General features: G+C 61.4%; 15 protein-coding genes and 1 pseudogene. 6 read left to right on the plus strand and 10 right to left on the minus strand.

Annotation, left to right across the window (positions count from 1 at the left end):
• Nucleotides 1-133 precede the first annotated feature (133 nt).
• The 8 genes and pseudogenes from JJD66_RS28400 to gap all read right to left on the minus strand — a co-directional run bounded on the left by JJD66_RS28400 (nucleotide 134) and on the right by gap (nucleotide 9192).
• The gene (locus tag JJD66_RS28400; RefSeq protein WP_414478961.1) at nucleotides 134-889 is read right to left on the minus strand and encodes a methyl-accepting chemotaxis protein; all 756 of its coding nucleotides are present in this window, start codon (nucleotides 887-889) and stop codon (nucleotides 134-136) included.
• A 102-nt stretch (nucleotides 890-991) separates the two neighbouring features.
• Nucleotides 992-2335, minus strand: a pseudogene (locus tag JJD66_RS28405) (PDC sensor domain-containing protein); the annotation flags it as partial.
• 75 nt (nucleotides 2336-2410) lie between these two features.
• Entirely contained in the window at nucleotides 2411-2812 is a 402-nt protein-coding gene (locus JJD66_RS05890; protein WP_105228262.1) for a YbaN family protein, read from the minus strand.
• 169 nt (nucleotides 2813-2981) lie between these two features.
• Nucleotides 2982-3590, minus strand: a complete 609-nt coding sequence (locus JJD66_RS05895) for a biliverdin-producing heme oxygenase (RefSeq protein WP_198715620.1) — start codon at nucleotides 3588-3590, stop codon at nucleotides 2982-2984.
• A 137-nt stretch (nucleotides 3591-3727) separates the two neighbouring features.
• Nucleotides 3728-6292, minus strand: coding sequence for a TonB-dependent receptor (locus tag JJD66_RS05900; protein ID WP_200647750.1), 2565 nt, complete (start codon nucleotides 6290-6292; stop codon nucleotides 3728-3730).
• Nucleotides 6293-6407: 115 nt separating this feature from the next.
• Nucleotides 6408-7376: a FecR family protein gene (locus JJD66_RS05905; RefSeq protein WP_198715622.1), complete on the minus strand. Its 969-nt coding sequence runs from the start codon at nucleotides 7374-7376 to the stop codon at nucleotides 6408-6410.
• Between the two features lie 74 nt (nucleotides 7377-7450).
• A complete protein-coding gene (locus tag JJD66_RS05910; RefSeq protein WP_003193922.1) occupies nucleotides 7451-7969 on the minus strand; it encodes an RNA polymerase sigma factor in 519 nt (172 codons plus the stop codon).
• Nucleotides 7970-8190: 221 nt separating this feature from the next.
• The gene (gap, locus tag JJD66_RS05915) at nucleotides 8191-9192 is read right to left on the minus strand and encodes a type I glyceraldehyde-3-phosphate dehydrogenase (protein ID WP_057710490.1); all 1002 of its coding nucleotides are present in this window, start codon (nucleotides 9190-9192) and stop codon (nucleotides 8191-8193) included.
• Nucleotides 9193-9413: 221 nt separating this feature from the next.
• On the opposite strand from gap, the gene edd reads away from it, so the two are divergent.
• The 4 genes from edd to JJD66_RS05935 all read left to right on the plus strand — a co-directional run bounded on the left by edd (nucleotide 9414) and on the right by JJD66_RS05935 (nucleotide 14524).
• Nucleotides 9414-11240: a phosphogluconate dehydratase gene (gene edd / locus JJD66_RS05920; RefSeq protein ID WP_014719752.1), complete on the plus strand. Its 1827-nt coding sequence runs from the start codon at nucleotides 9414-9416 to the stop codon at nucleotides 11238-11240.
• The gene (locus JJD66_RS05925; RefSeq protein ID WP_034128613.1) at nucleotides 11237-12193 is read left to right on the plus strand and encodes a glucokinase; all 957 of its coding nucleotides are present in this window, start codon (nucleotides 11237-11239) and stop codon (nucleotides 12191-12193) included. Before edd ends, JJD66_RS05925 begins: the two co-directional genes overlap by 4 nt.
• 137 nt (nucleotides 12194-12330) lie before the next feature.
• Nucleotides 12331-13065, plus strand: a complete 735-nt coding sequence (locus JJD66_RS05930) for a response regulator (RefSeq protein ID WP_003193918.1) — start codon at nucleotides 12331-12333, stop codon at nucleotides 13063-13065.
• Nucleotides 13055-14524 (plus strand): ATP-binding protein, encoded by a 1470-nt coding sequence (locus JJD66_RS05935; protein WP_200647751.1) that lies wholly within the window; start codon nucleotides 13055-13057, stop codon nucleotides 14522-14524. Before JJD66_RS05930 ends, JJD66_RS05935 begins: the two co-directional genes overlap by 11 nt.
• A 123-nt stretch (nucleotides 14525-14647) precedes the next feature.
• Here the strand turns inward: JJD66_RS05935 and JJD66_RS05940 are convergent, their stop codons facing one another.
• Nucleotides 14648-15577, minus strand: a complete 930-nt coding sequence (locus tag JJD66_RS05940; protein ID WP_034128611.1) for an AraC family transcriptional regulator — start codon at nucleotides 15575-15577, stop codon at nucleotides 14648-14650.
• 327 nt (nucleotides 15578-15904) lie between these two features.
• Here JJD66_RS05940 and JJD66_RS05945 point away from each other — a divergent pair, with 327 nt between their 5' ends.
• Nucleotides 15905-16246: an antibiotic biosynthesis monooxygenase family protein gene (locus tag JJD66_RS05945; protein ID WP_073522888.1), complete on the plus strand. Its 342-nt coding sequence runs from the start codon at nucleotides 15905-15907 to the stop codon at nucleotides 16244-16246.
• 41 nt (nucleotides 16247-16287) lie between these two features.
• The gene (locus JJD66_RS05950; protein ID WP_019817340.1) at nucleotides 16288-16533 is read left to right on the plus strand and encodes a hypothetical protein; all 246 of its coding nucleotides are present in this window, start codon (nucleotides 16288-16290) and stop codon (nucleotides 16531-16533) included.
• 125 nt (nucleotides 16534-16658) lie between these two features.
• Here the strand turns inward: JJD66_RS05950 and JJD66_RS05955 are convergent, their stop codons facing one another.
• Entirely contained in the window at nucleotides 16659-17291 is a 633-nt protein-coding gene (locus tag JJD66_RS05955; RefSeq protein ID WP_105228250.1) for a flavin reductase family protein, read from the minus strand.

The raw sequence follows: 17291 nt of genomic DNA on the forward strand, positions 1-17291 counted from the left end.
CACCACTGTTCTGCTCTATGTGGGAGCTGGCTTGCCTGCGATGGCATCGACTCGGTTTCACAGATACACCGAGTTGTCAGCATCGCGGGCAAGCCCGGCTCCCACCCAGATGTTTAGTGTTTTCAGAACCGAGTCAGACCCTGAACTGATCCATCAACTTCATCTGCTGGCTGGCCAGCGCATTGAGCTGGCTGCTGATCGCCGCCGACTCGGTGGCCTGACCCGTGAGGGTTTCAGTCACGGTGCGAATCGCCGAGACGTTGCGGTTGACCTCTTCGGCCACCGCGCTCTGCTGTTCGGCTGCGCTGGCGATTTGCAGGTTCATGTCGCTGATCACCGTGACCGCGTCGCTGATCTTGCCCAGGGCTTGCACAGCTTGATGGATCTGCCCGGCATTGCTCTGCGCCTGGTGCTGGCTGGAGTGCATGGTCGCCACGACGCCACGGGTGCCGCTCTGGATACGCTCGATCACCAGGCGGATTTCTTCCACCGAGTCCTGGGTGCGTTTGGCCAGGTTGCGCACTTCGTCGGCTACCACCGCAAAACCACGTCCGCTTTCCCCGGCGCGTGCCGCTTCAATCGCCGCATTCAACGCCAGCAGGTTGGTCTGTTCGGCAATGCTGCGGATCACCTCCAGCACTGAACCGATTTGCTCGCTGTTGACCGCCAGGGCTTCGACTTCGCTCACGGCTTTGCTGACTTCGTCGGCCAGGGTGGTGATGTCGCGGGTGCTCTGCTCAATGATCGACATGCCTTCGCGAGCCGACTGGTCGGCGCCGCGTGCCGCGCTGGCGGCATTGGAGGCGCTGTTGGCCACATCGTGGGCGGTGGCGCTCATTTCGTTCGACGCGGTGGCGACCTGGTCGATTTCACGGAACTGCACCTGCATGCCTTCGCTGGTCTGGCGCGCAATGGCGGACGACTGATCGGCCGTCCCACGAGCTTCGGTGATGCTTTGCTTGATCTGCGCAATGGTTGGCTGCAGCTTGTCGAGGAAGCGGTTGAACCAGTTCACCAGTTCGCCCAGTTCGTCTTTCTTGGCGTAGGCCAGGCGCTGGGTGAGGTCGCCGTCACCGCTGGCGATGTCCTTGAGCATGGCGGCCACGCTATTGATAGGGCGGGTCACGCCAGTAGCGGTCAGCCAGATCAACAGCAAGCCCAGCAGGCCAGCGGCGGCGGCCACCAGCAGGGCTTTGAGCGTGCCCGTTGCCTGGGCCTCGTCGAGTACGGCTTGCAGTTTTTCGTTGTCGGCCAGCATCACCGCTTTGGGCAGATTGATCACCACACCCCAGGATTTGGCACCGGCAATCGGCTTAAGGGGGTACACCGCACGAATGGTGTCGTCCTGCTCACGGATCACCGGGCGATCATTGGCCAGCAGTTGCACGATCTCCTTGCCTTCGGCGCCGAGGCTGTCGATCAGGTTCTTGCCGACTTTGGCTGGTTCACCGCTGTAGGCGGCGATCAGGCCGGTGCTGGACAGAATCTCCAGGTGGGCGGCGCCTTTGAACAGGTCTTTCTGCGCTGCATCGGTGGTCGCTTGCAGGGCGGTGAGGGCGATGTCCACGCCGACCACACCGATGACTTTGCCGTCGACGATCAGCGGCAGGGAAATGGTGGTCATCAGTACCGGTTTGCCGGCCACCGTGTCTTCGTACGGGTCCAGCAGGCACGTACTGCGGGTGTCCCGTGGGCAGGTGTACCAGATGTTGTAGGGCGTGCCGCTGAGGTTGAGGGTGGTCTTGGTCAGGTCATCTTCGACCATGATGGTGTTCTGGCCTTCGCCGCCAGCACGACTCCAGTAGCTGGAAAACCGGCCTTTTTCATTGGAAACGCGTGCCTTGTCGTCGATGAATTCGCTGTCCTTGCCATCCAGTCCGTTGGGTTCGAACGACAACCAGATGCCCAGCACTTTGGTGTTGCGCTCGAACGCGGTTTTGACGCTGCGGTTGAGCTCTTCACGCAGGGCCCCGGCTTCAAGGGCGCGTTGGGTGCCCAACTGACGCAGGTCTTTGATCTGGTCGGCCAGGGCTGTGACCACCAGCAGGTTTTCGCCGAAGGTCTGCTGCAAGTGGCCGGCCTGTTCGGCCGCTTTGGATTGCAGCAACTGCTCCACGCTGGCGGTGAGCATTCGTGAGCTTGAATCACTGACCAGCCGATCGTTCTGGTTGGTGTTGTAGATATTGATGCCGACCACCAGTGCAATCACACCCAGCAGACACAGGCCGGACAGCAACACGATTTTCAAGCGGATGGAGAGGGTGTCGAACATAGGTTCACTCACGAATGGACTTGTTGGAATGCACGCAAACGCGCCAAGTCCATTCGGCGTCATGCCTGAAACATCGGCGTCACAAATCAATTCATGAGGAACAGGCGATGAGCGGTAGGAAAACGCCTACAACCAGCCTCAGATGGGCCGTGCGAGCTGCTCGGGGCGGGACCAGATCCACAGGTTGCCCAGGCTCATCCCGGCAATTGCCAGGTACACCGGCCAGCCGTGATCGAGCATCACCAGCATCAGCACGGCGCACAGCAACATGCTCACGGTGGCGCTGACCTTGGCGCGGCGGGCGATGATCTTGCCATTGCGCCAGTTGGACAGGATCGGCCCGAACAGGCGATGGTTTTCCAACCAGGCGCTGAGGCGCGGCGAGCTTTTGGTGGCGGCCCAGGCGGCGAGCAGGATGAATTCGGTGGTGGGCAACCCCGGTATGACAATCGCCACCAAGCCGATCCCCAGGCTGACGTAGGCCAGCAGGCCAAAGAGGACTTGGGCGATTTTGGAGGAGGATTGGGGTTTTCCGGTCATGCTGCAGTTTTCTGGTGGGTAGGTTTACACATTATCAGCCATGAAATGCACCCAAGTGTGGGAGCTGGCTTGCCTGCGATAGCGGTGTATCAGGTTAAACATCTGGCGCTGACCCACCGCCATCGCAGGCAAGCCAGCTCCCACATTGAACCGCTGTCTACCAGAACACTTACGCCAGTTCTGGGGCGCTAGCGTACGCCTGTTCCAGCAACACGGTGAAGCGCACAAACGCATCGATCGCGCCTTTTTCCACGGCAGCCTCTTCTTCGGCGCTGAACTGCAGGCCGTCGAGGGTGCGGGTGAAGCTCTTCCAGCCCTCGGCGCGACCGCCGGCCGGCTCGCCCAGGTGGCGCGCACCGAAGGTTTCGCTCAGGCCCAGGCCCACGGCGCGCTTGATCAGGAACGCAGCGCCCAGCTTGGAGCCTTCGGAGACGAACAGCCAGCCCAAAGCTTCGGCTTTGCTGGGGTTGTTCACCGCGCCGGCAACCGGGGCCGGGGTTTCGGTGTCCAGGTCTGCCAGGTCGAGCTTGGCGGCTTCGGCGCGGCAGCGGGCGGCCAGGTCAGGGATGATCTGGTTCAGCTCGGCATCGTTATACAGGGCCACCAGTTCCGATTGGAATAGGTACTGGGCCACCACAAAACGGGCGAAGTTGGCTTGGGTTTCGAACGGCGCGTGAGCCTTCACCAATGCGTCGAGCTTGGTGTGCGGCTCGTTGGTGATCTGGTTCAGGCGTTGGGAGCGCAGGCTTGGGCGTTCTGCGGTGGAAGAAGCGGTCATGAAAAAAATCCTTGAGAAGAGAAGCGCCTGGATGCCCTGAAGAGAGCTGTTATCAACTAGACGAACAAGAAGACGCGGCACAGTAAAAAATCCTCACCTCGCCGCGGATGTAATGGCGGCGAGGTGAGGCGGATGGGTCAGATGTCCCAGATCACGTTGATCGCAAAGTTGCGACCGGGCTGGGTCAGGCGGTCGAGGTTGGCCGGGCCGGTCACACCGGCTTCGCCGACGCTGTCGTAGCTGCGCACGTCATCCCAGTTCCAGTACTTCTTGTCGGTGAGGTTGTAGAGGCCACCGTTGACGGTCACGTCTTTGCTCACCTTGTAATAAGCGGTCAGGTCGAGGATGCCGAAGCCTGGGGTCTTGAACGGGCCGTCGGTGCCGCCGTCGGGCGCGTGGAAGGTCGTGCTGTCGACGCGGTCCTGTTTTTTCACCAAGGTCCAGCTCACCAGGCCACCGTAGTTGTCCTGGTCGTAGCCCAGGCCAAACACGCCCTTGAGCGGGTTGACGCTGTTCAACGGCTCGCCATTGTCGTCGTTGCGACCGTAGGTGTAGGCAACCGAGCCTTGGGTATACAGGCCCTTCGGCGCGCCGAAGGTATCCAGGTTCAGGCGGCCCTTGGCTTCCACGCCCTTGATGGTGGCGCGTTTGATGTTGACCGCCTGGAACTGCTCCACGGTGCCGCCGACCACGGCGTTGTCTTCGTCGATAAAGTCACGGTACTTGTTGTAGTACACCGCAATATCGAAGGAACCTTCGTCGAATTTGCCGCGAATCCCGGTTTCGATGCCTTTGCTGGTTTCTGGCTTGAGGTCGGGGTTGGGTTCGACGGTGTAGCCCAGGTTGAGGTTTTCGAAGCGACCGTACAGCGCTTTGGCAGACGGCGTACGGAAGCCCTCGGCGTATTGACCGAACCAGGTGTAGTTGTCGGTCAGGGCATAGGTGAGGCCGAACTTGGGTGTTACGCGGTTCCAGGTCTTGTCTTTGCCATCGACGGTATAGGCGCCGGTCGGGTTGACGGTGTTGAGGAATTCCTGGGTCAGCTTGGGCTTGAGCCGGGTGTAGTCATAACGCACGGCAGGCAGGAAAGTCCATTTGTCCCAGGTGATCTGGTCCTGGGCGAACAGCGAGTAGGTGTTGATGGTCGGGTCGGGGAAGTCGCTGGCCTTCTTCACGCTGTCGCTCGCTTGCGGGCTCGGCGCGCCGATGGCGGTGCAGCCGGCGCCAATGGCCAGGCACGAGGCCGAGCCTTCGCGTGAACCGGTGACTTTCTGCTGCTTGAGGGTGGTGCCGTAGGTCACCTGGTGCTCGGTTTCACCGAGGCTGAATGCTTTGTCCAGTTGCGCGTCGAAGACCCACTGTTTCTCTTCGTAAAGGGTGTCGCGGGTACGCAGGACGCGACGGCCCGCCTGGTAGATTTCGGCGGTGGTCTGGTCGGTCTTGGCGATCTGGTAGTTGAGGCTGGTCTTGATGCGGTCGGCAATCGGCGACTCCAGGGCAAAGGTGTTTTCCAGGCCGAAGCGCTCGCGGGTAATGGTGTCGTTACCGCGACGGTCGCGGTACAGGTTCATGCCCCGGCCACCGATGAACGGACCGCCCACTGCGTTTTTCAGATTGACGTCGCGGTCATCCTTGAACTTCTCGTAGGTCAGGCCCAGGCGGTTGTCGTCCCCGTAGTTCCAGCCCAGCTTGGCCAGCACGTTGGTGGTGCGCGCATCTTCCGGGTTGGCGCCGGTACGGGCCAGGCCAGTGGCGTTGTTGCCATCGTAGGATTCGGTTTCGTGGCCATTGCGTTGGCTCAGGTGCAGCAAACCGTCGAAGTCTTGCACACGCCCGGCGAAGGTGCCGGAGGTCAGCCAGCTCTCGTCGGCGGAGCTGTAGCCGGTCTTCAGGCGCGCACCGACGTCCTGGCCTGGCTTGATGATGTCATCCGGGTCGAGGGTGAAATAACTCACCGCGCCGCCGATGGCGCTGCTGCCGTACAGGGCCGAGGCCGGGCCGCGCAGGATCTCCACGCGCTTGACGATTTCCGGGTCGACGTAATTGCGGCGAGTCTTGGCGTAAGGGCCGTTGAAGAAATTGTCCGGCACTTCGACGCCATCCACCTGGGTGAGGATGCGATCGCCGTCGATACCGCGAATGTTGTAGCCCGCGTTACCCGAGCGTGTACCGGCGCCGCCGACGGAGACGCCGGGTTCGTAGCGCACCAGTTCACGGATGTTGTTGACGTTCTGGCGGTCCAGTTCTGCGCGGTCGTGCACGCTGACGGTGCTCGGTACGCTGTTCACATCCTGTTCATTGCGGGTGGCGCTGATGGTCACCTGTTGCAGGGCGAGGGCGCTGCCGGCGCTACGTTTTTCCAGCACGATGTTGTTGGTGCCCAGTTTGCGATAGCTCAGGTTGGTCCCCACCAACAGTCGCTCGAGGGCTTTTTCCGCTGGCAGCGGGCCGCGCACGCCAGGGGACGATACGCCCTGGCCCAGTTCGGCCGGCAGGCCCACTTGCCAACCGGTCACTGCGGTAAAGGCGTTAAGTGCCGACACCAGTGGCTGCTGTTCGATGCTGAACGTGTAATTGGCGTGGCTGCGAGCGGCAGGTTCCGCGGCGGTGGCGCTCATGACGGGCGCACCAGCCAGCAGGATCGCGGCGGTCAGCAAGGACAAAACGGGCGAAGCAGACCGGCGGTTGAAACGAGAGGACATCGAGAGCGCTCCGGGATACGAATCTTATAGTTGCGAACCGAACCAAATAGGAATCAGTTGCATTGGCTATAACGAGACGTATCGCCGGTTAACATCGAGTAAAAATAATTCTCATTTAGTTCAGGATCACCAGCGCCGGGTACTCCGACAGCTTGGCCGAGGTGATGTGAGCCAGGGAGCGCACCACGTCCAGGGGCTGGTCGAGGCGGTAGTTGCCGGTGACGGCGACGCTGGCCAACTGCTCGTTGTTGTTGACGATCCAGCCGGGGTAATAGCGGCGCAGCTCAGCCAGCACTTCGCTCAGCGGGCAGTTTTCGAATACCAGCCGGCCCTGGACCCAGGCCAGGTCTTTGCTGGGGTCGAGCTTGGCCGGTTGGCCGAAACCCTTGGGGCCGATGCGGATGCTTTCACCGGCGCTCAGGCGCACACGGGCATCGTCGAACGTGTTGCTCAGGTCGACATCGCCGCGCTGCACTTGAACCTGGGCTTCGCCATTGAGGTAGCGCACGGCAAAGGCGGTGTCACGCACGCTGGCGCGCACTGGGCCGGCGTCTATTTCCAGGGGCAGGCCACGGGTGGGCGCTATTTCAAAGAACGCTTCGCCCTGGTACAGGCGGGCAATGCGCTGGTGGTCCTTGATGGTGCTGGAAAATGCCGAGTTGGTGTTCAGCAGTACCTTGGAGCCATCATCCAGTTGCAGACGCTGGCGCTCGCCGACCACCGTCAGATGGTCGGCCTGCAAACGCACCGGCAGGTTGCTGAAACTGAACAGGCCGACCAGTAACATGGCGGCGGTGGCCAGGGGTTTCCAGTGCGGTCTGATCCGGCGCCAGCCGCTGGGCTTGCGCGGTGCGGCGAGGGCCACGGCGGCGCTGTGTACCGGCGCGTCACCCCAGGCGGCCTGGGCCTTGCTGAAGGCGTGGACATGCGCCGGGTCCTGGGCCAGCCAGGCGTCGAACGCGGCCTGCTGCCCAGGTTGCGGGCACTGCAAGGCGATCAGCCAATCGAGGGCTTGGTCCATGGCCGCGTCTTGCAACACCTCATGAGCCAACGCATGGGGGCGCAGTTTATTCGGGTCCGTCACGGTGTTCCTCGGGTCTTCGCCACGTTCTATTCATTTTTCCTACAGCTTGGATCGACACCTCTGTCGGGTGAAGCTTAAGGCTGATCCAGCCGTTCGGCCACACCCACACAGATAGCCATGATCAATTTGAGTTCCTTTTGCACCGTGCTCAAGGACACACCCAACTGATCGGCAATTTCCTGATAGCTGCAACCGTGCAGGCGGCTGAGGATGAAAATCCGTTGCTGGCGGGCGCTCAACTGGCCGAGGCTGACACTCAGGTGCTCCAGTAGCTGCTCGGCCTGGGTAGCTTCCTCCGGCGTGCTGGCCGGCGCGGCGACGCTTTGCAGAACATCCAGCGGCACGTCTTCTTGCAGAGTACGCGCCTGAATCCTGCGCGAACGCAAGTGATCCAGCGCCAGGTTGCGCGCTGTCTGGTAGACAAAGGGTTCAAGGTGGTCGATTGGCCGCTCGCTGAGGGCCCGAGTCACGCGCAGGTAGGTTTCCTGCAACAGGTCCTCGGCAGTGCTGTGGTTATGCACCATGCGTTGCAGAGTTCGTAGCAGGATCACCCGTTGGGTGAGGAAGACGTGGTTGAAGCGAGATTGGCTCACAGTGATACCAGACCGATTTGCAGTTAATGATAATGCTTATCATCAACTGAAATGGCAAGTGGCACTTTGAGATGCCTTGGAGAGTGTGTGGGAGCCAGGCTTATGTGGGAGCTGGCTTGCCTGCGATAGCATCATCTCGGTTTGACTGAACGACCGAGTCGCCTGCATCGCGGGCAAGCCCGGCTCCCACAAAAGCCAGTTCACACAATCCAGCCCAGGGATTACTCGGCGTTGCACAACGCCAGGCAGTTATCCAGCATACGGTTGGAGAAGCCCCACTCGTTGTCATACCACGCCAGTACCTTGAGCAGCTTGCCGCTGACCTTGGTGTGATTGGCATCGAAGATCGACGACAGCGGGTTATGGTTGAAGTCACTGGAAACCAGCGGCAGGGTGTTGTAGCCGAGGATCTTCGAATGCTGGCTGGCGTGTTTGAGCAGGGCGTTGACTTCATCGGCCGTGGCTTCTTTCTTCAACTGCACGGTGAGGTCCACCAGCGACACGTTGATCACCGGTACACGCACCGCCATGCCGGTCAGCTTGCCTGCCAGTTCAGGCAGCACCAGGCCCACCGCTTCAGCGGCGCCGGTCTTGCTCGGGATCATGTTCTGGGTGGCCGAGCGCGCGCGGTACGGGTCGGTGTGGTACACGTCGGTAAGGTTCTGGTCGTTGGTGTAGGCGTGAATGGTGGTCATCAGGCCGCTTTCGATACCCAGCTCGCGGTGCAGCACCTGGGCCACCGGCGCCAGGCAGTTGGTGGTGCACGATGCGTTGGAAATGATCTGGTGGGATTGACGCAAAATGTCATGGTTTACCCCATAGACCACCGTGGCGTCCGCGCCCTTGGCCGGGGCCGAGATGATCACCTTGCGCGCACCGGCGGTAATATGGGCGGCAGCCTTGTCACGGTCGGTGAACAGGCCGGTGCATTCGAACACTACGTCGATCTTGTGCGCAGCCCACGGCAGGTCGGCGGGGTTGCGAATGGCACTCACGGCAATCCGGTCACCATTGACGGTCAGGCTTTCCTGATCGTGGGCAACCTCTGCGTCGAAAGTGCCGTGTACGGTGTCGTACTTGAGCAGGTGGGCATTGATCGAGCTGTCGCCCAGATCATTGATGGCGACGATCTGCAGATCCTGGCGATAGCCTTGGGTATACAGTGCGCGCAGGACATTACGGCCGATACGGCCAAAACCATTGATTGCGATTCGAAGAGTCATCGGAAAGTGCCTGTCGTCGATTTGTTGTAAGAATTACAAGATTATTCGCATAAAAATAGAAAACAAGCCTTTTTAGTGGCAATATTTTGTTCAATCTACAACGAGTGACCTGAATCAACTGGTCCGATGATCCAAACGACCCCCTGCCATCCCATGAGCCGTGGGCGTTTGATCAGCATAGACACTCAGGTCGCCACATCCGTTAGCCTGGAGTTCTATACATGCATCCCCGCGTTCTTGAGGTCACCGAACGGCTTATCGCCCGCAGCCGCGCCACCCGCGAGGCTTACCTTGCGCTCATTCGCGGCGCAGCCAGCGACGGTCCGATGCGCGGCAAGCTGCAATGCGCCAACTTCGCCCATGGCGTGGCCGGTTGCGGCACCGAAGACAAAAACAGCCTGCGCATGATGAATGCCGCCAACGTGGCAATTGTTTCTTCTTATAACGACATGCTCTCGGCGCATCAGCCCTACGAGCATTTCCCCGAACAAATCAAAAAGGCTCTGCGCGAAGTCGGCTCGGTCGGCCAGTTCGCCGGCGGCACCCCCGCCATGTGTGACGGCGTGACCCAGGGCGAGCCAGGCATGGAGCTGAGCCTGCTCAGCCGTGAAGTCATTGCCATGTCCACGGCGGTAGCGCTGTCCCACAACATGTTCGACGCCGCGCTGATGCTGGGCATCTGCGACAAGATCGTCCCTGGCCTGATGATGGGCGCACTGCGCTACGGCCACCTGCCGATGATCTTCGTGCCGGGCGGGCCGATGCCGTCGGGTATCTCCAACAAGCAGAAGGCCGATGTGCGCCAGCGCTATGCCGAAGGCAAGGCCAGCCGCGAAGAACTGCTGGAATCGGAGATGAAGTCCTACCACAGCCCTGGTACCTGCACCTTCTACGGCACCGCCAACACCAACCAGTTGCTGATGGAAGTCATGGGCCTGCACTTGCCCGGCGCTTCGTTCGTCAACCCTTACACGCCGCTGCGGGATGCGTTGACCCGCGAAGCTGCGCACCAGGTCACGCGTTTGACCAAGGCCAATGGCAACTTCACGCCGATTGGCGAGATTGTCGACGAGAAGTCCATCGTCAACTCCATCGTTGCGCTCAATGCCACCGGCGGCTCCACCAACCACACCCTGCACATGCCGGCCATTGCCATGTCGGCAGGCATCATCCTGACCTGGCAGGACATGGCGGACCTCTCCGAGGTGGTGCCGACCCTGTCCCACGTGTATCCAAATGGCAAGGCTGACATCAACCACTTCCAGGCGGCGGGCGGTATGTCGTTCCTGATCCGCGAACTGCTGGAAGCCGGCCTGCTCCACGAAGACGTCAACACCGTGGCCGGCAAGGGCCTGAGCCGCTATATCCAGGAACCTTTCCTGGTGGATGGCGAACTGGTCTGGCGCGACGGCCCGATCGAAAGCCTCGACGAAACCATCCTGCGCCCGGTGGCCCGTGCGTTCTCGCCGGAAGGCGGCTTGCGCGTGATGGAAGGCAACCTCGGCCGTGGCGTGATGAAGGTTTCGGCGGTAGCTCCAGAGCATCAGGTTGTCGAAGCGCCCGCGGTGGTGTTCCAGGACCAGCAGGACCTGGCCGATGCCTTCAAGGCCGGCCTGTTGGAAAAAGACTTCGTCGCGGTGATGCGCTTCCAGGGGCCGCGCTCCAACGGCATGCCGGAACTGCACAAGATGACCCCGTTCCTGGGCGTGTTGCAGGACCGTGGTTTCAAAGTGGCGCTGGTGACAGATGGGCGAATGTCCGGCGCGTCGGGTAAGATCCCTGCCGCGATCCACGTCAACCCCGAAGCCCAGAGCGGCGGGCCGCTGGCGCGGGTCCAGGATGGCGATATCATCCGTGTGGATGGCGTTACCGGCACCCTGGAGCTTAAGGTGGACGCCGAAGTATTTGCAGCGCGCACGCCTGCCACGGGCCTGTTGGGCAATAACGTGGGGGCCGGTCGCGAGTTGTTTGCATTCATGCGCTTGGCCGCAAGCTCCGCAGAGCAGGGCGCCAGCGCCTTTACCTCTGCCTTGGAGACGCTTAAGTGAAGCTTGCGCTGGTCGGTGACATCGGGGGGACTAACGCCCGTTTTGCGTTATGGCGGGATCAGGAACTGCATTCGATCCGCGTGCATGCCACGGCGGATCACGGCAGCCCTGAAGAGGCGATCAAGGTCTATCTCAAAGAAGAAGGCCTGCAAATCGGGGACATCGGTGCGGTGTGCCTGTCGGTGGCCGGGCCGGTGAGCGGCGATGAATTCAAGTTCACCAACAACCACTGGCGCCTGAGCAAAACCGCGTTTTGCCAGGCCCTGCAGGTGGATGAACTGTTGCTGGTCAACGACTTCTCGGCCATGGCCCTGGGCATGACCCGACTCAAGCCCGACGAATTCCGCGTGGTCTGCGAAGGCACGCCGGAGCCCTTGCGCCCGGCCGTGGTGATCGGCCCGGGTACGGGTCTTGGCGTCGGCACCTTGCTGGACCTCGGCGCAGGCCGTTGGGCGGCATTGCCGGGGGAGGGTGGGCATGTCGACCTGCCCCTGAGCAGCCCGCGGGAAACCCAGCTGTGGCAACACATCTACAGCGAGATCGGGCATGTCAGCGCCGAAACCGCGTTGAGCGGTGGCGGCCTGCCACGGCTGTACCGGGCGATTTGTGCGGTGGATGGGCACGAGCCGGTGCTCGACACCCCCGAAGCCATCACGGCGGCGGGCCTGGCCGGCGATCCGGTGGCCATGGAAGTATTGGACCAGTTCAGCATCTGGCTGGGCCGGGTGGCGGGCAATAACGTCTTGACCACCGGTGGACGCGGTGGCGTGTACATCGTGGGTGGGGTGATACCGAGGTTTGCCGACTTCTTTATCAACAGTGGCTTTGCCCAGAGTTTTCGCGACAAAGGCTGCATGAGCGACTACTTCAAAGGTATTCCGGTATGGCTGGTGACGGCGCCGTATTCCGGGTTGACTGGGGCTGGTGTGGCGCTTGAGCAAGCTTTTGCATAGGTCATAATGGCGCCATCGCAGGCAAGCCAGCTCCCACAGTCTGGAATGCATTCCAAGTGTGGGAGCTGGCTTGCCTGCGATGACGGCCTAAAGGGCACCCGATGATTTAAGCCAGGCCATAACAACAAGGAGGCCCCGTGAGCGTAATCAGTAAATCCATTCTCCTCGTCGACGACGACCAGGAAATCCGCGAATTGCTGCAAACCTACCTCAGTCGCGCCGGCTTCCAGGTCCGTGGCGTGTCCGACGGCGCGGGGTTCCGTCAGGCGATGAACGAGGCGCCGTGCGACCTGGTCATCCTCGATGTCATGTTGCCAGACGAAGACGGCTTCAGCCTGTGCCGCTGGATCCGCCAGCACCCGCGCCAGGCGCAGGTGCCGATCATCATGCTCACCGCCAGTTCCGACGAAGCCGACCGCGTGATCGGCCTGGAGCTGGGCGCCGATGACTATATCGGCAAACCGTTCAGCCCCCGCGAGTTGCAGGCGCGCATCAAGGCACTGCTGCGCCGCTGCCAATTCGGCCAGGAGCGCAGCAGCGGCGGTGATGTGTGGGTGTTCGATGAATGGCGCCTGGATATGATCAGCCACCGCTTGTTTCATGTGGATGGTGAAGAGGTGATCCTCTCCGGTGCCGACTTCGCCTTGCTCAAGTTGTTTCTCGACCACCCGCAACAGATCCTCGACCGCGACACCATCGGCAACGCCACCCGTGGCCGCGACCTGATGCCCCTGGACCGTATCGTCGACATGGCCGTCAGCCGCTTGCGCCAACGCCTGCGCGACACCGAGAAACCTCCGCGGCTGATCCGTACCGTGCGTGGCAGCGGCTATCAACTGGCAGCCAGCGTGGTTGCCGGCAATGCCCACTGAACCACTGAACGAACGTCGCCGCCGCTTTCCGGTACCCCGCTCGCTGCTGGGGCGCATGTTACTGCTGACCTTGCTGGCGGTGCTGTTCGCCCAAGCGCTGTCCAGCGTGATCTGGGTGTCGCAATTGCGCGCCACCCAGCTTGAGGGCCTGGTCACCAGCGCCCGTAGCCTGGCGCATTCAATGACCGCCAGCGTGAGTTACTTCCGGTCGCTGCCGGTGGCCTATCGCCCGTTAGTGCTGGACCAATTGCGCAGCATGGGCGGCACGCGTTTTGTGGTGACCCTCAATGATCGCCCGCTGGACATGCAAATACTGCCCGAAACCCCGCGCAAGCAAGCGGTGCTGGTGGCGGTGGACGAAGTGCTGCGCCAGACCCTGGGTGCCGACGTGCATATCTCGGTAGAGTTCGTCAGCGCCGAAGACCTGCGCATCTTCAATGCCGGCCTGAAGCTCGACGAACTGCCGCGCTCCTGGGCCCATTACGCGCTGACCCTGGAACCGGTGAACCCGCCGGTGCTGGTCACCCAGATCCAACTGGCACCCGGTGAATGGCTGTACATCGCCTCGCTATTGCCCGAGCCCTACACCAGCCTGGAAGAGCAAGGCCTGCCGTCCCAGCAGGTGTGGTTCATCGTGCTCACCAGCGGTTTTCTGCTGCTGTTCATCGGCCTGCTGGTGCACTGGCAAAGCCGACCGCTCAAGCGCCTGGCGCGAGCGGCGCGGGACATGTCCCTGGGCGCCGATGTGGAGCCGGTGGCTGAAGGAGGCGGCAGTGAAGTGGTGGAAGTGGGCCGTGCATTCAATGCCATGCGTGAGCGCATCAGCCGTTACCTGACCGAGCGCAGCCAGTTGTTCAGCGCGATTTCCCATGACCTGCGCACGCCCATCACCCGCCTGCGCCTGCGTGTGGAATTGTTGGAAGACGAGAACCTGCAAAACAAATTCGGCCGTGACCTGGATGAGCTGGAATTGCTGGTCAAGGGCGCGCTGCAATGCGTGAAAGACACCGACATCCACGAAAACATCCAGCCGGTGGACCTCAACCACGTCCTCGAATGCCTGGTGGAGCCGTACCTGGCACCCCACGGCAATGGCCGAGTGACCCTGGATGGCGCGGCCCTGTCAGCCTACCCAGGCAAGCCGCTGGCGCTCAAGCGCTGCATCGGCAACCTGATCGACAACGCGCTCAAGTACGGGCAGAACGCGCATTTGCATATCGAGGACGATGGCTTGCAGTTCATCCTGCATGTGGATGACGAGGGCCCCGGTGTGCCGCAGCAGCGACTGGAGCAGGTGTTTGAGCCGCACTTCCGCCTGGCCGGCCAGCAGCAGGGTTACGGATTGGGGTTGGGGATTGCGCGCAATATTGCCCACAGCCATGGGGGCGAAGTGAGTTTGCAGAACCTGCGTGAAGGCGGCCTGCGCGTTACCCTGCAACTACCAAGAACCTTGGACTAACAAACACCTGAGATCAAATGTGGGAGCTGGCTTGCCTGCGATAGCGGTGGTTCAGTTGACTCATTAGTGACTGACACACCGCCATCGCAGGCAAGCCAGCTCCCACATGTTGCTCTGCGTACATCAGATGCTCTGGCGCAACCGGGCCAAGTCGCGCAGCGGCGGCGCACCGAACAACCGGCTGTACTCCCGGCTGAACTGCGACGGGCTTTCATACCCCACCCGATACCCCGCTGCCGAGGCCTCCAGCCCTTCGGCAATCATCAGCCGCCGGGCTTCCTGCAAGCGCAGTTGCTTCTGGTATTGCAGCGGGCTCATGGCCGTGATCGCTTTAAAGCGATGGTGCAAGGTCGAGACGCTCAGGTTCACTTCTTTGGCCAGGTCGTCGATACGCAGCGGCTGTTCGTAGTTACCGTTCAGCCAGGTGATCGCCTGGCTCACCCGATGGCTCTGGCTGTTAGCCACAGCGATTTCATACAGGCGATAACCCTGCGGGCCGCGCAGCAAGCGGTAGAGAATTTCACGGTTGATCAAGGGCGCGAGCATCGCGATGTCTTTAGGGGTGTCCAGCAAGCGGGTCAGACGCAGCACCGCGTCGAGCAGTGCGTGATCGATGCGGTCGACGTACATGCCTCGTGAGGTCGGGCGCGAGGGCACGCCCATCGGCCCGGCCTCTGCGATCAGCGCTGTGAGCTGCGCCGGGTCGATATTGATACGCACCGAGAGGTTCGGGTCCTCGGCGGTGGCGTCGATAATGCGGCCGGCTACCGGCATCGCCACCGAGAACACCAAGTAGTTGAGCGGGTCGTAGGCAAAGATCTCGTCGGCCAGGCGCACTTCCTTACTGCCACTGGCGAGGATGCACAGCGCGGGCTCCACCAGCACCGGCATGAAATCCCGCGGCGCGTTGTGGCGGTTCAGGTACAGCGAGGTGATCGCCGTGCCGTAGGAGCCGTCCTCCCAGGTATGGCGGTGCACGATACTGGCCAGCTCGGCGCGTTGTTTCTCCATCTCGGCATCGAGGGGAATGGACTTGGATTCGGGCGACGGCATGGGGCGTCCTCTACACGCTGCTTTGATGGGCTCAGCTTAGCGGCGGCTTTTCAAAAAGTGTTACGTCGATTCTGCAGCATCCTTGCCTGATCCTGCGAGATAGCGTGAATCAGGCAAGTGCGCAGCCTGTCATCAGCCTGAAACATGAGGCCTGGGCCTGGAATAAATCCTGGGGCCGAACGTCCTCCCTACGCTTCTCGCAGGATTGTGCAATAAGCCTGCAGGAATTGACTAACCGCGCCCACCCCCGCGCCGTTATCTTTGATCCTGTGGCAACACGCCCTCACTGTGCTTGCCGAGCATCACTTCTCAACGGGAGAGTCGAACATGTCCACCCCCATTCCCGCGAGCCATATGGCCTTTATCCGCGCCCGTAGCGGGTGCAGCACCGAGCTGGGTGCACGCTTGAGCAGTTTGATCGAACCAGGTCGCCAGGCCCAGGGTTGCCTGCAATTCTCATTGCAGCACTCCCAGGTCGATCCCGATGTCTGGTTGGTGTCCGGGTTTTGGAGCAGCGAGCAGGCCATGAGCGCCTACTTCAACTCTGCGGCCCTGATGATCTTCACTGAGCTTCTGAACGACATGGTCGTGCGCAGCATGGACTTCCAGACCTTCACCGACGCATCGGCGGCACAGGCCTACGGCGAGTACCTGCAACTGGCCGGTTAACGGTTAGAATGGCCGACTTTCCATTGGCCAGGACCTGCAACATGGCACGTAAACAATTTGCCCACCACGAAGCCGTTTCCGCGGTAGTACCGGGCGAAGGTGGCTACAGCGCCGCCGTCGCCGTCAAGGCACTGGATGGCATGGGCGCACCCAGGTTTCACAAGATCCTTGATGGGCAGACGTTCAAGACTGCGTCCGATGCCGATGATGCGGCGACGTTGCAACTCGAGCATCTGGTCGATGTGGATGCAGAAGGCCAACTGACCTGGGCGACTGCTGAACGCTGAGGCAGCACACCTAACCAATGTGGGAGCTGGCTTGCCTGCGATAGCGGTGTATCAGTCACTCTTGGGTTAACTGACCCACCGCTATCGCAGGCAAGCCAGCTCCCACAGTTTTGATTGCATTTCAGTCAGGGTTTGGTGGCGCCTGGTCTGTGCATTTTGAACAGGGCCTCAGGCCCCAGCTGGAAATAATCCGCCGGGCCACCCCCGCGCAAAATAGGCTCGGCGGCAGCGGTGTCGTAGATCCCATCCTTGAGCAACCATTTGGCGATGTGCACCGCCACCACCTCGCCCAGCACCAGCCAGCTCGGCACCAACTGCTGGTCGGCACGTTGCAGCTGGATGATCTGCGTCACCTTGCACTCGAAGGACACCGGGCTCTCGCCCACCCGTGGTACGCCAACGATTTTCGAAGCCACCGGCGTCAGCCCGGAGAGTTCGAATTCATTCACCTCGGGCGATACGGCTGCGCAGCTCTGGTTCATCTGCTCGGCCAGCGGGCGGGTGGCCAGGTTCCAGACGAATTCTCCAGTCTGTTCGATATTGTTCAGGCTGTCTTTACGCCCGACACTGGAAAACCCAATGATCGGCGGAATGTAGTTGAACGCATTGAAGAAGCTGTAAGGCGCCAGGTTCAGGCGGCCTTCGCGATCGTGCGAGGAGATCCAGCCAATCGGGCGTGGGCCGACGATCGCATTGAACGGGTCATGGGGCAGGCCGTGGCCGTTGGCGGGTTCGTAAAAGTGGATATCGTCGGACAT

This window comes from Pseudomonas sp. MF6751 (genome assembly GCF_016613265.1).
GTDB classification, from domain to species: Bacteria; Pseudomonadota; Gammaproteobacteria; order Pseudomonadales; family Pseudomonadaceae; genus Aquipseudomonas; species Aquipseudomonas fluorescens_BV.